The sequence below is a fragment of the Alphaproteobacteria bacterium genome (genome assembly GCA_037200005.1).
Classification (GTDB): domain Bacteria; phylum Pseudomonadota; class Alphaproteobacteria; order UBA9219; family RFNS01; genus JBBCGY01.
Genome location: JBBCGY010000001.1, coordinates 542,494 through 555,884, shown reverse-complemented (window position 1 = coordinate 555,884; position 13,391 = coordinate 542,494). Strand labels below are relative to the sequence as shown.

The window sequence follows — 13,391 nt, the reverse complement described above, 5'->3', positions numbered from 1 at the left end:
TATGATCCGCGCCGCCGCCTTCTTCGGCCTGCTGGGCCTCGCCGCCGCCATCGGCCTGATCGTCTGGCAGGGCTATGACCAGGTGCTGGCCGCGTTCGCCGCCGCCGGATGGGGAATCGTGTGGGCGAGCCTGTTTCACCTCGGCCCGATGGCGATGTCGGTCGTGGGCTGGCGGCTGCTATGGCCGGGACAAAACCGGCCCACATTCGGCTTCATGTTCCTGGCGCAATGGATCAGGGCGTCGGTGAATAACCTGCTGCCGGTGGCCCGCATCGGCGGCGAAGTGGCGGCGGCGCGGGTCATGATCAAATTCGGCTGGCGGCGCGCGCCCGTGATCGCGGGCCTCGTGGTGGAAACGACGGTTTCGGTGGCGACGGTTTTCGCGCTGGTGATGACCGGAATCGCCTTGCTCGCCTTGCGCGATACCCAGGCGGATGTCATGCAGCGCCTCGTCATTGGCGCGATCGCCACGACGCCTGTCATCGTCGTTCTGGCCGTGGTGCAGAAAATCGGATTTTTCCGCGTGCTGGCGCGGCTGACGCGCCTGCTCGCGGGCGAAAAGCTGCAGCATATTGTGGCGCACAGCGCGCGGCTCGACCGGGCGATTTCGACGATGTATCGCCGCCATGGCCGCGTTCTGGCATGCGGAGCGTGGATGATGGCGTCATGGTTCGCGGGCGCGGGCGGAATCTGGATTTCGCTGTATTTCCTCGGCCACCCGCTTTCCGTCGTCGATTGCGTGATCGTCGAGGCGATGGTGCAGCTTGCCAGCACGGCGGCGTTCGTGGTTCCCGCCGCGCTTGGCGCGCAGGAGGGCGCGTTCCTGTTCTTCGGCGCGATGCTGGGTTTGCCGCCCGATATGGCGCTGGCGCTGGCGCTGATACGCCGCTGCCGCGACGTCATCATCTATGTGCCCGGCCTGATCGTCTGGCAGAGCATCGAGGGAAAATGGATGATGGCGAAGCGGCGCGCCAAGGCGGCTTAATCCAACTTCCAATCCGGCGCGGAACTTGGGCTGTGCCTTGAAGACGGTTTCGCGGGTTCCATCGCCGCCGTCAAAGCCGCTTCGGCGCATCGCGCGGCATGACTGCCGGGCAAGGCGTGATTTTTGGCGAATTCGATACTATACAGCTTCATTTTTTTTATCGACGGCTGGCCGCCAGCCACGTCGAATTGATTGACGGTATCAAGAAGCTTCAGAATCGAATCCGTATGCAGGGCCGAACCTGGCCGGGCGCCGCCGATCACGCTCTCGAGCCGCCCGGATCTGTCATAACAATTGAAGGTGAGTTCAATATGATCGAACAGCTTTTCCGCCAATTGGTGGCCTAGGGCCGGTTCGCCGCTAGCCAAGGCCTGCGGTATGGCGCGCTCGATAATTTCGATTCGATTTCCGACATCCGCGACATCGCCGTGATGGGCAAGGACGGCCAGCACCGCCCGCTTCTTGATCTGACGGCGTTTGTTTATTTCGCCTTTTTCCGGCACGCGTCCCGCGGCGTTAAGCAAACTTCGCAGGCCCTGTTCGGCATAAGCGGGATCAGCCGTCAGGATGGCGGCGGCGTTGACGAAATCGGCGACAAGCTCGCGCCGCTTGCCTCTCCATATCAACGCGCTCATTTGTTTGGCGGTTTCGCTCAGGCCCGCATAATCGTGCATCCGGCCTTGCTGTTTCGCCTGATGCCGGAGCACGGGAACGAGCGCGGCATTCTTCGCTTTGCGCTGCTCTAGTTTTTCCCGGATTTTTTCATAATCCGGATAGCTGGACTCGTCATCATAGTTATCTTCCGGCATGCCATGCCTGAAGGAACGAAGCGCCGCCTCATGGAAATTCGATGAATCGCCCATATCCGACTCCTTAAATCGCTATTTTGAATCCGAACCGCGGCGACTATAGCCTCCCATCTACGGCAACTAAAAGCGGATATTATGGTTAACGCCTTCGCGCCGCGTCCCGCCACGCCGGAAACAAATCCTCGGCCAGCACCTGTTCCCAGCTTGCGATATGGGCGGCGCCGTAATCCCGCGCCGCCGCTTGCATGATTTCGCGCAGGCCGGTCGTCGCGAATTCCCGCAGCGCCGCCGCCCAGGCATCCGCGCCGCCGGTGACGGTGCGGATTGCTTGCGTCGGGGCGAACAGTTTATCGAGACCGCTTTTGGCCGCGACCAGCACCGGCAGTCCCGATGCTAAACTTTCCACCATCGCCATGCTGCGGATTTCCACCTCGGACGCCAGCGCCATGACATCGGCGCTGGCATAAAGCTCGGCAAGCTCGTCGGGCTTGATGAATCCTGGAACCGTCGCATGGCCGGACAAGCGTTCGCGCACATCTTTTTCCGCCGGGCCGATTCCCGCCGTGACCAGATGCAACGGCAATCCCGCCGCGATCAGCTCCTCGAGCGCGGCGATCAGCGTGTATATATTTTTCCCCTCATCCATGCGCCCAACGAAGACGATGATGATCCTGCCTTCGGGTATTTGATATCGCGCCATGATCTTCGCCCGGTCGCCGCGCCCCGGATTGAACACGGCCTTGTCCGCGCCAAGCCGCAGATGGCGGACTCGTTGCGGGCCGATCGCGCGCTCGGCTACGGCGCGGTCCAAAGGCCTCGTCGCCAGCGCGATCTCGCACTGCCCGAGATGCCGGTCGCGCTGGCGCTCCATTTGCGCCGCTTTGCGCTCGGGTAATTTCCACTTGTCGATCAGCAGGCGGGCGATCGCGCCCTTGCCGAAAATGTCGCGAATGGCTTTCGCGGTAAAAATCCGCGCATAGCTCGGCTGGTCGGTGTGGAAGGAATGCGTCATGGCGAAACCGGTGCGCTTCATGCGCTCCGCCGTGCGGGTGAAGGCGAAATAGGCGTCGGTCGTATGAACGGCGTCATATTGCGGCAGATCGAAGGCCAGGGCGGGATGCCACGGCGCGAGATCGGTATGGTCGGGCAGATAGGGCAGGAATTTCAATTTTGCCGTCGAGAAAACCTGCGGCAATTGCTTGATTCTGACCTTGGGCGACAGGATTTCGATCTTCCTTTCGCCGGAAAAGTAAACCGTAAGCTGGAGCGGCAAATCGAGCCGTGCGGCGACGGCGGCCAGTCTTTCCCAGCCTTTGACATGGCCGCCCGCCTCTGCCGAGCGCAGCAGATCGACCAAAACTGCGACTTTCAATAAACCAGATTCTGTCATAAGCTGCCGGAAGCCAAGAGTGGGGTATGGCAACCTACTCTTTCTCCAATCCCTCCCGCAAGCGCGGGCGACGCTCTCTTTTCAGAAGACTCCCCATGCCGAACCATGTGCGTTATTGCCTCCTTTTCATAGGCATTCTTTTCCTTTCAGCATCCCCGGCGCTGGCGGACCGGGTCGTCGTCCCCGAGAGTCCGGGGATACCGCTGAGCGGCGGAAGCGGCGCGGCTCCTTTAACGCCCAATCAGACCGCCGCCGTATCCACGGCGGCCAAATACCAGTTCCTGCCCTTGCTGGCCGTCGCCGACGACCCCGGAGCGGCGCCGGTCTTGTGGCCGCTGATGACCAGCCGCCCGCTCGCAGGGGATCATACCCATGTCACGCGGGCGGTGATCCTGATTCACGGCGCCGACCGCAATGCGGAAGATGGCCTTGAGCGGCTGAAGACCATCGCCGGGCTTTCCGCCAGCAGCGCGGACGCGCCGACGATCATTTTCGCGCCGGTGTTCCCGTCCCCGCTCGATCTGCCGGTCTTTTCCAGCATTATAAGCGCGCCGGAAAAGGGCGTCGCTCACTGGAATCCGGAAACATGGCAGTTCGGCGGCGAAAGCGAGATTGCCCCCGGAAACAAAAAGGGCGTCAGCAGCTTTACGGCGCTCGACATATTATTGCTTTATCTTGCCGATTCGAAATTTTTCCCGGCGATCAAGGATATCGTCATCGCCGGTTACGGACGCGGCGGCGACATGGCTCAGCGTTACGCGCTGCTCGGCCACGCCGCCGATCTGCTCGCGGCGGAAAAGAAAATAGCGCTGCGCTTCGTCATCGGCGGCGCGCAAAGCTACGCGTATCTGACCGCGGCGCGGCCGAAACCCAAGAGCGAAGCCTTCACCCCGCCCGATGCCAAAGACTGTCCCGATTATCATAACTATCCCTACGGCATAGGGACGCTGAATCCCTATGGACGCTGGACGGCGGCCAACGTGGCGCGCCAGAGCTATCTGACCCGCAATGTCGTCTATCTCGTCGGCGATAACGACGCCAGCGCTTCCGACACGAACTGCGCCGCCAAGCTGCAGGGCGAAAGCGCCAAGGCGCGCGCGGTCAATTACGACCGCTATCTGCAAAGCCTGTTCGATGCCGAGCGCAAGACCCACAAGCTCATGATGGTGCATGGCGTCGGCGACGACGTGATGGCGCTGTGGGCTTCGCCTTGCGGCTCGAGCGCGCTGTTCGCCGATGGGAATTGCGCCGGCTCAAAGCCCTAAGAAATCGCGCACGATTTCGATCTGCCCGCCGTCCCGCAGCGCCGGATAATGCCCGACGCCGGGAATCGTGACCAGCTTCGCGCGCGGCCCGCGCTTGGTCATGCCCTCGGCGGTCGCCGCCGTCAGCACGCCGGAATTTCCGCCGCGCAGCGCCAGCGTGGGACAGGCGATCCGGTCATAGACCGGCCACAAATCAATATCCTTGTCGATGGAGGCGAAATTGACGGCGATGCCGGGATCGTATTTCAGCATATACCCGCCCTGCGGCGCGGGCGCGATGGTATGCCGCGCCATCTCGGCATAGTCCTCGTCCGCGCAGGGACCGACGCCCATGGTGACAAGCCGGTTGCGCACATAAGCCGCGGCGGCGTCGAAATCGGGAAAAGCCGCCGGGTGATTGGCCAAGGAGGCCGTGATGGCGTCCTTGGCAGCTAAAGTCACGAACGGCCCGATATCGATCAGAGCCAGGCGCTTGACCGGCGTATTCGACATGGAGGCAAGCTGGATGCCGAGCAGCCCGCCCATCGAAATGCCGATCCAATCCACCTCTTTACAGTCGAGCCGCGCGATAAGCGCGTTGATATCGGCGAGGTATTGCGGCGCGCTGTAAAGCGCGGGGTTGGGCAGCCGGTCGCTGTCGCCGCGCCCAGCGACATCCAGGCTTATGACCCGCGCCTTATCGGAAAGCGCCTCGGCGAGACGATCGAAATCATGGGCGTTGCGCGTCAAACCGTGAACGCAAACAATAGTGCGCGCCGCGTCCTTTTGTCCCCATTCATAATAAGACAGGCGGTGAAAACCGTAGGGATTGAGGCCGGAAAGGAATTTTTGCTGCATGATTTTCATGATATGGCTATGGGCAATTGTTCGCGGTAAGCTATTATAGTCGTCCTTCTTCCGATAAGGAAATATCCGTCATCTCATGATCGAACCCCAGCAAAAGAAGCCTCGGCAAAAGAAAACCGTGCGCGCATGGCTTGCGCTTATCGCCAAGGGACTGACTTTGACGATTCTGACCGTGATCGGCGTCACGCTGGCGGGAGCCTATATCTATTGGTCGCGGTCGCTGCCCGATCTGAGCGGCGAAGCGCAGCTGGCCGGTCTTACCGCCAAGACCGAGATATTCCGCGACGACCACGGCATTCCGCATATCTTTGCCGCAAGCCGCGAAGACGCGATGCGGGCGCTGGGTTATGTCCATGCCTCCGACCGTTTTTTTTCCATGGAAATGAACCGGCGCGCCGGACAAGGGCGGCTTTCCGAGGCAATCGGCAAATCCATGCTGCCGACCGACCGTTTTCTGCGCACTTTGGATCTTTATCGTCTGGCGGAAAGCAGCTTCGCGAATCTGCCGCCGCCAACGCAGAATTTATTCCACGCCTATGCCGAGGGCGTGAATGCCTGGCTTGAAACGCACCGCGATCGCCTGCCGCTCGAATTCCAGATGCTCGGCATCAAGCCGGAGCCTTGGCGGCCCGCAGACAGCGTCGTCTGGGGCAAGCTGATGGCGCTGCGCCTGAGCGCCAATATGCGAGCGGAATTGCGCCGCGCTTCGCTGGCCTCGGCGAGTTCCGCCGAAACGGTCGAGCGCCTCTATCCGGCCTATCCGGCGAACGCGCCCATTACCGTCAATCCGAAATTCATGCCGCTCGCGCCGCCGCCGGGAACGGACGCCGTTCCCGAACCGGATGATGCCGCGCCCGGCGCGCCGCTTCAAACCCCGATGCCCAAATCCGAAAAAGACGGCGCGCTCGATCCCGCGTTAGGCAAAGCATACGATCTTCTTGCCGAATCCTGGCCGGTGCAGGGGCGCGGCGCATCCAACGAGTGGGTCGTTTCGGGCGCGCGCAGCGCCACCGGAAAGCCCCTGCTCGCCAACGATCCGCACCTGGAACTCGAAGCCCCGATTCTCTGGTATCTCGCCAGCATCACGGCGCCCGACATGGTTTTGACCGGCGCGACGGTGCCGGGGCTGCCGGGCGTGCTGCTGGGCCAGAACGGTCATATTGCCTGGGGCTTTACCACGACCAACAGCGACGTGCAGGATATGTTCGTCGAAACCGTCGATCCCGATGACGCCGAATCCTATCTGACGCCGGACGGCGGCAAAAAGTTTTCCGTCCGCGCCGAGACGATCAAGGTCAAGGGCGAGCCCGATGCCGTCATGACCGTGCGGGCGACGCGCCATGGGCCGGTGATTTCCGACGCCGATGAAAGCGCGGCGGCGATCCTGAAGGACAAAAATCAGGTCATCGCCTTTGCCTTCACCGCGCTGGAGGAGAACGATACGACTCCGGAAGCGCTGCAGCGGATGAACATGGCGCGGAATTGGGACGACTTCCAGAACGCCCTCAAGCTCTTTCAAGCGCCGCCGCAGAATATCGTTTATGCCGACCGCGACGGGCATATCGGATTCACGGCGGCGGGAAAAGTGCCGGTGCGCAAGGAAGGCAATGGGCGCTATCCCGTGCCGGGCGCGGAAGGCAAATACGATTGGCGCGGCATGGTGCCTTTCGCCTCCGCCCCGCAGCTTTACGATCCCGCTGGCGGCACGATCTTCAACGGCAACAATGCCGTCGTGGGACGGAATTCATACTGGTTCGGCCGGGAATGGGAAACGCCCTACCGGGCGGCGCGCATCGAGCAGATGCTGCACGCCAAGGATAAATTCACGGCGGAGGATTTCGCGTCCATGCAGCGCGATGTGACATCCCTGGCCGCCGCGGCACTGATGCGCTTTTTTCTGAAACTGCAGCCCGAGACGCCATTGGAGCGGGAAGCTCTCGAACGTCTGCGCGGATGGGATTTCACCATGGACGCGGACAAGCCGGAGCCGCTGATCTTCGAGTGGTGGGCCATGAGACTGCATGACGTCATGGTTCGTCCCGCCTTCGGCGACAAAGGCGGCAAGATGGGCCCTTATAACGCGCAGGTTCTGGCCGGGATTCTCGGCAATTCCGACGGATGGTGCGAGCGCCTGCCCTCGGAAAAGAGCCGCGACTGCATGGCGCAGGTGAAGGATGCCTTTCAGCGGACCCTGAAAGAACTGACGGAGCGCCATGGCGGCTCCATCGACCGCTGGCGCTGGGGCGACGAGCATGCCGCGCCGCTCGAAAACAAGGTCTTGCGTCATTTGCCGGGCTTCGACCGCATTTTCGGCTTCGATCTTCGCAGCGGGGGCGGACAATATACCGTCAATCGCGGCGGCAATGACGGCGACGAGGGCGAAGCCCATCCGTTCGCCAAAACCCACGGCGCGGGATTTCGCGCGATCTATGATCTTGCCGATCCCGGCAATTCGCGTTTCATGATCGCCACGGGTCAATCCGGCCATCCGTTGTCGTCTTTCTACGGCGACCTCGCGCCGTTATGGAACAGCGGGCAGTATGTGACAATCGGGGGCACGCGCGAGCAGTTGGCGGCGAGCAATCGCGGACGCCTGATATTGCTTCCCTAAAGCCGCCGGTACTGACTGCGGAAATAGAGCAGCGGATCGGCTTCGTGAGGCTGGCCAAGAGCCGTCACCCTGCCGACGATGATGGCATGATCGCCGCCGGGATGGATCGCATGGCGGCGGCAGGAAAGCCAGCCCAGGGAATCGGCGAGAACGGGAGGGCCGTCTCCCGATTGTGCAGGAACGCCGATGCGGCTCCAATCATCCGCGTTCGGGCCGGAGAAATGCCGGGCCAGCGGCTCCTGCGGCTCGGCCAGGATGCTGATGGCGAACTGCTCGGCGGCGATGAAATCTCCGTAAACCCGCGTCGCATGGCCAAGGCAAAACAGGATTAAGGCCGGGTTAAGCGATACCGACGTAAAAGAATTGATCGTGACGCCCGCCGGGCTACCGTCCTTGCGGCGGCAGGTCGCGACCGTGATGCCGGTCGTGAAATGTCCCAGCATGCGGCGAAATGCGATACTATCGGATGGCGATAACGTCATGCCGCAGTGGTGCCAGAGCCCGGCACGGCGCGCAACAAAATTGCATGATAGCGCTTTCCGTCCCCCGAATCTTAAGCATAAATGGCCCCCGTTAAACCCTCCTTAACCCTGTTTTGGCAAGGTGCAGGAAGGGGCGTCAGGCCGAATGTGGCGGCCGCCATGCGCCGTTCTTCGTAACAGCCGGTTGATCTCCCATGTTATTCATCATCGGCGTTGTCGGCGTCGTTCTCAGCACTTTCGGCGGCTATGTCCTGATGGGGGGGCATCTGGAAGTGATCGCCCGCGCCGCGCCGCTGGAATTCGTCATCATCGGCGGCACCGGCTTTTGCGCCACGATCATCGGCAATCGCTCGATCGCGCTCAAGCGCTTGCTGAAATCCTTCAAAAAACTGGTCGCCAAGCCGAAATACGGCAAGCAAAACTATATCGAGCTTCTGAGCATGATGTATCAGACCTTCAAGCTCGCCCGCACCAAGGGGATGCTGGCGCTCGAAGCGCATGTCGAAAAGCCGGAGGAAAGCTCGCTGTTCGCCCAATTCCCCGGCTTTTTGAAGGACCACCATGCGACGATTTTCTTTTGCGACTATCTGCGGCTGGTGACGCTCGGGGCCGACAAGCCCTATGAGCTCGAGGCGCTGATGGACGAGGAGCTCGAGGTTCATCATTCCGAAGATCATGAAATTTCCCATGCGGTGCAAAACCTGGCCGACGCCCTGCCCGCGATCGGCATCGTCGCCGCGGTGCTGGGCGTCATCAAGACGATGGGCGCGATCACCGAGCCGCCGGAAGTCCTCGGACGGCTGATCGGCGGCGCGCTGGTCGGAACCTTCCTCGGCGTCTGGATCGCCTATGGGTTCGTCGGGCCGATCGCCAGTTCGCTGAAAGCCCGGTTCGAGGAGGAATCCAAATACCTGCAATGCCTGAAAATCGGCCTGCTCGGCCATCTGCACGGCTATGCGCCGTCCATCTCCATCGAATACGCGCGCAAGACCCTGCTGTCGGACACCCGCCCCAGCTTCACCGAAGTTGAAGAAGCGACGGCGCAGCTGGCCGCGCCGGGATAGGAGGTCTAAATGGCCGACGCTCCCATCATCATCATCCGCCGCAAGAAGAAAGGCGGCGAAGCGGCCCATCATGGCGGCGCGTGGAAAGTCGCCTATGCCGACTTCGTGACGGCGATGATGGCGTTCTTTCTGCTGCTCTGGCTGCTCAATGTCACGACGGACGAGCAGCGGCACGGCATCGCCGATTATTTCACCCCCGCCAGCATCGCGCGCTCGGAATCCGGCGCGGGCGGCATGATGGGCGGCCAGACGATCACCGCGCCGGGCGCGATGATTTCGCAGAACACGCCCCCGACTTTCGACGAGCGCACCATCCCCAGCGTGGGCCAGGGCGAGCAGGGCGACGAGGATACCGTCGGCGGCAGCGATCACGGCGGCGGCAAGGACGACAAAATCGGCGGCGGGGCGGGCAAGAAGAAAACCCCCGGCGCCGAGGAAGCCGCCCGCGCCAAGCAGGAAGCCATCGACAATGCGCGGTTCCAGGAAGCCGAGCAGGAGCTCAAATCGGCGATCAAGGGCAATGCCCTGCTCAGCGAATTCGCCGACCAGATCATGATCGACCATACGCCGGAAGGTCTGAGGATTCAGATCGTGGATAAGGACAATTACTCGATGTTCCCGTCGGGCAGCACCATCCTCTATGAAAAAAGCCGCCAGCTGCTCGGCTTGATCGGCAGGGTGCTCGCACGGCTTCCCAATGAGGTCAGCATCGCGGGGCACACCGACGGCACGCCTTTCCCCACCGGATCGCGGCGCGACAACTGGACGCTTTCCGCGGAGCGCGCCAATGTCAGCCGCCAGGAATTGATGGATGCCGGCGTCGCGGGCAGCCGTATCGCGCGGGTCATCGGCATGGCCGACCGCGACGCCATGGACAAAAGCGATCCGAAATCTCCGAAGAACCGGCGCATTTCCATTACCTTGCTCAGGAAAAATCTGAGCGCGGACGCCGCGCCGCCGATGCTCGCGCCGTCAGCCGCCCCCCCCAGCCCGTCTTTGGGAGCGCCGCCTACGGCGCCGGGCGCGACCATGATGCCGAGCGTGATGCGGGACCGGCAGGAATAGCTTCCCCCCGCGTCTAATTTAAGCAGCGATAATAGCGGCCTTGCTACGTCCCTTGCGGCAAGGTGCCGGGAGGGACATGCACGTCCCCCGCATGGCTTATCGGGACGGATGCCTTTTTCGCCGCGGGCGGCGGCGCCTTCACGACCGGCGGCTCGCCGGAGTCGTCGCGCCTGATCGGCTCGCCGCGCAGCAGCGCCCTGACTTCGTCGCCGCTCAGCGTCTCATATTCGAGCAGCGCCTTGGCGATCTTGTGCAAATCGGCCATGTGCTCGGTCAGGATCGCCCGCGCCTTGACTTCGCCCTCTTCGATCAGACGGCGGATTTCGGTGTCGATGATTTCGGACGTCGCCTCGGAGATGTTCTTTTGCTGCGTCACCGAATGGCCGAGGAAGACTTCCTGCTCGTTGGCGCTATAGCGCACGCGGCCCAGCTTATCCGACATGCCGAATTCGGTCACCATGCGCCGCGCCATGCTGGTCGCCTGCTGAATGTCGCTGCTGGCGCCGGTGGTGACGTTCTCGGGCCCGAAGATCATTTCTTCGGCAAGACGCCCGCCGAACATCATCGCGATCCTCGATTCCATTTCCTGCCGCGTATAGCCGTATTTGTCGCGCTCCGGCAGCGACATGGTGACGCCCAGCGCCCGGCCGCGCGGAATGATCGTGACCTTATGCAGCGGATCGTGCTGCGGCACGTTCAGCCCCACCAGCGCATGACCGGCTTCGTGATAGGCGGTCAGCTCCTTTTCCTTCTCGGTCATGACCATGGATTTGCGCTCGGCGCCCATCATGACCTTGTCCTTGGCGGATTCGAACTCCGCCATGCCGACATTATTCCTGTTGGCGCGGGCGGCCATCAGCGCCGCCTCGTTCACCAGATTGGCGAGGTCGGCGCCTGAAAAGCCGGGCGTGCCGCGGGCGATGACCTTGGCATTGACGTCCGGAGCAAGCGGAACCTTGCGCATATGCACTTTGAGAATTTTCTCGCGCCCGAGAATGTCGGGATTGGGCACCACCACTTGCCGGTCGAATCGGCCGGGACGCAGCAGCGCCGGATCGAGCACGTCGGGGCGGTTGGTGGCCGCGATCAGGATCACGCCCTCATTCGCCTCGAATCCGTCCATCTCGACCAGCAGCTGATTGAGCGTCTGTTCGCGCTCGTCATTGCCGCCGCCGAGGCCCGCGCCGCGATGCCGTCCCACGGCGTCGATTTCGTCGATGAAGACGATGCAGGGCGCATGTTTCTTGGCTTGCTCGAACATGTCGCGCACGCGGCTCGCACCGACGCCGACGAACATTTCCACGAAATCGGAGCCGGAAATGGTGAAGAACGGCACATTGGCTTCGCCCGCCACCGCGCGCGCCACCAAGGTCTTGCCGGTGCCCGGCGGGCCGACCAGCAGCACGCCCTTGGGAATCTTGCCGCCGAGGCGCTGGAATTTCTGCGGGTCTTTCAGGAACTCGACGACTTCCTGCAATTCCTGCTTGGCCTCGTCGATGCCCGCCACGTCTTCAAAGGTCACGCGGCCGGTTTTTTCGGTCAGCAGCCGGGCGCGGCTCTTGCCGAAGCCCAGCGCCTTGCCGCTGCCCGCCTGCATCTGGCGCATGAAGAAAATCCATACCCCGATCAAAAGGAACATCGGGAACCATGACAGTAGCAGGCCCCACAAAGTCGGCGCGTTGCTCTCGTCGGGCAGCACATTGACCTTGATGTTCTTGGCCAGCAGCTTGTCGACGACATTGCTGTTTTCCGGCAAATAGGTCGCCAGCAGCATCGAGACGTCTTTCAGATGGAAAGAAACGACGTTGCCGCGAATCGTGGCATCGGTGACCGCGCCATCTTGCACCAGGGCCATGAAATCCGAGAACGGCTTGGTATTCGGCCCCTGCATGGGCACCGGTTCTTGAAACACGCGGGTCAGAAACACCAGGAACAGCCCGATGACGATCCACAGAGCGAGATTTTTGCCGAATTGGTTCAAGAGAGTCTTTCCTCTTTAAGAGTCTTATTCAAGGGCCTGCCCTTTTTTGAGAGTCTTGCCTTTTTAAGGGTCTTGCCTCTTTGCCCGCCATCGTGGCGGATAAACGACCAAATTTACCGTGTTAACTGTTAAGATAATACGAATTCAGCCATATACAACGAAAAACCGGATGTTTTTTCAGTATGGAAATAAGCGGGGCGGATCAGGGGGTTGGCTTCTCATTCCCGGCCTGCGACGAGGGCGCCGCCGTGGGCCGTCCCGGCGCGGTAGGGATTCCGGCAAGCTCCACAAGCTGCCGGCTGGATTTTTTCAGATCGAGGGCGGGCTTGATCAATTCTTTATAGCTATGATGGTCGATAATCCAGCCGAGCAGAGCGGGAGTCCATTCCGCCCGGCCGGGCAGCAAAACGCTGCATTCGGCGTGGTTGCCCGGCGTCTGATGGGCGGGATTTTCCGTCGTGAAAGCTCCCGCATATTCCGTCCCTCGCATGAAATCGTAGCGCGCAAAATCGATTTGATCGGCCCGTTCCTTAAGAACCGCGGCATACCCCGCCTGATCGGCGGGCAGGTCGAAATGCAGGGATTTAGGCCCGTCTTCTTCTCTCGCAAGGAATGTCACCTTAGCCGAAAGCGGGCCTCCGTCTCCTCCGGGAAGGAGTTTCGGCAATTCCGTCATGGCCTTGGCGTCAAGCTCCGTAAAACCGGTATCCCAGAGATATCTTATGGATGAGCCTTCCGGCCCGGCCCGCATTATTCCAACATACATGAAAATTTCGTCCGACGTTCCCAATCCGAACGTGCGGTCGGGCAGTTCGTCATCGTCGGACATGGGCATGACATCAAAAATCCGTTCCGATCTATCTTTTTTCAAACGCCGTTTCATGGCCAATATC

At 61.5% G+C, this 13,391-nt stretch carries 11 protein-coding genes; 5 read left to right on the top strand and 6 right to left on the bottom strand.

Annotated features, from left to right (window positions below):
* Position 1: 1 nt before the first annotated feature.
* On the top strand, positions 2–985 hold the full coding sequence (locus tag WDO70_02960; GenBank protein ID MEJ0062170.1) for a lysylphosphatidylglycerol synthase domain-containing protein: 984 nt from the start codon (positions 2–4) through the stop codon (positions 983–985).
* Here the strand turns inward: WDO70_02960 and WDO70_02955 are convergent.
* The gene (locus WDO70_02955; GenBank protein ID MEJ0062169.1) at positions 982–1,848 is read right to left on the bottom strand and encodes a hypothetical protein; all 867 of its coding nucleotides are present in this window, start codon (positions 1,846–1,848) and stop codon (positions 982–984) included. The two genes, WDO70_02960 and WDO70_02955, sit on opposite strands and share 4 nt — an antisense overlap.
* Positions 1,849–1,933: 85 nt before the next feature.
* Positions 1,934–3,166 (bottom strand): glycosyltransferase, encoded by a 1,233-nt coding sequence (locus WDO70_02950; GenBank protein MEJ0062168.1) that lies wholly within the window; start codon positions 3,164–3,166, stop codon positions 1,934–1,936.
* 113 nt (positions 3,167–3,279) lie between these two features.
* Between WDO70_02950 and WDO70_02945 the strand changes: the two genes are divergently transcribed.
* Positions 3,280–4,449: a hypothetical protein gene (locus WDO70_02945; protein MEJ0062167.1), complete on the top strand. Its 1,170-nt coding sequence runs from the start codon at positions 3,280–3,282 to the stop codon at positions 4,447–4,449.
* Here WDO70_02945 and WDO70_02940 read toward each other — a convergent pair.
* Positions 4,438–5,286, bottom strand: a complete 849-nt coding sequence (locus tag WDO70_02940; protein MEJ0062166.1) for an alpha/beta hydrolase — start codon at positions 5,284–5,286, stop codon at positions 4,438–4,440. The two genes, WDO70_02945 and WDO70_02940, sit on opposite strands and share 12 nt — an antisense overlap.
* A gap of 85 nt (positions 5,287–5,371) precedes the next feature.
* On the opposite strand from WDO70_02940, the gene WDO70_02935 reads away from it, so the two are divergent.
* Positions 5,372–7,906 carry a penicillin acylase family protein gene (locus WDO70_02935; protein MEJ0062165.1) on the top strand — a complete coding sequence of 845 codons (2,535 nt, stop codon included), beginning with the start codon at positions 5,372–5,374 and terminating at the stop codon, positions 7,904–7,906.
* Here the strand turns inward: WDO70_02935 and WDO70_02930 are convergent.
* Positions 7,903–8,349, bottom strand: coding sequence for a flavin reductase family protein (locus tag WDO70_02930; GenBank protein ID MEJ0062164.1), 447 nt, complete (start codon positions 8,347–8,349; stop codon positions 7,903–7,905). The two genes, WDO70_02935 and WDO70_02930, sit on opposite strands and share 4 nt — an antisense overlap.
* Positions 8,350–8,582: 233 nt before the next feature.
* Here WDO70_02930 and motA point away from each other — a divergent pair, with 233 nt between their 5' ends.
* Both motA and WDO70_02920 read left to right on the top strand, forming a co-directional pair.
* On the top strand, positions 8,583–9,452 hold the full coding sequence (gene motA, locus WDO70_02925; protein ID MEJ0062163.1) for a flagellar motor stator protein MotA: 870 nt from the start codon (positions 8,583–8,585) through the stop codon (positions 9,450–9,452).
* A gap of 9 nt (positions 9,453–9,461) precedes the next feature.
* Positions 9,462–10,517 (top strand): flagellar motor protein MotB, encoded by a 1,056-nt coding sequence (locus tag WDO70_02920; protein ID MEJ0062162.1) that lies wholly within the window; start codon positions 9,462–9,464, stop codon positions 10,515–10,517.
* A gap of 43 nt (positions 10,518–10,560) precedes the next feature.
* On the opposite strand, the gene ftsH is transcribed toward WDO70_02920, so the two are convergent.
* Positions 10,561–12,498 carry an ATP-dependent zinc metalloprotease FtsH gene (gene ftsH, locus WDO70_02915; GenBank protein ID MEJ0062161.1) on the bottom strand — a complete coding sequence of 646 codons (1,938 nt, stop codon included), beginning with the start codon at positions 12,496–12,498 and terminating at the stop codon, positions 10,561–10,563.
* Positions 12,499–12,700: 202 nt separating this feature from the next.
* On the bottom strand, positions 12,701–13,381 hold the full coding sequence (locus tag WDO70_02910) for a hypothetical protein (protein MEJ0062160.1): 681 nt from the start codon (positions 13,379–13,381) through the stop codon (positions 12,701–12,703).
* Positions 13,382–13,391: the final 10 nt, after the last annotated feature.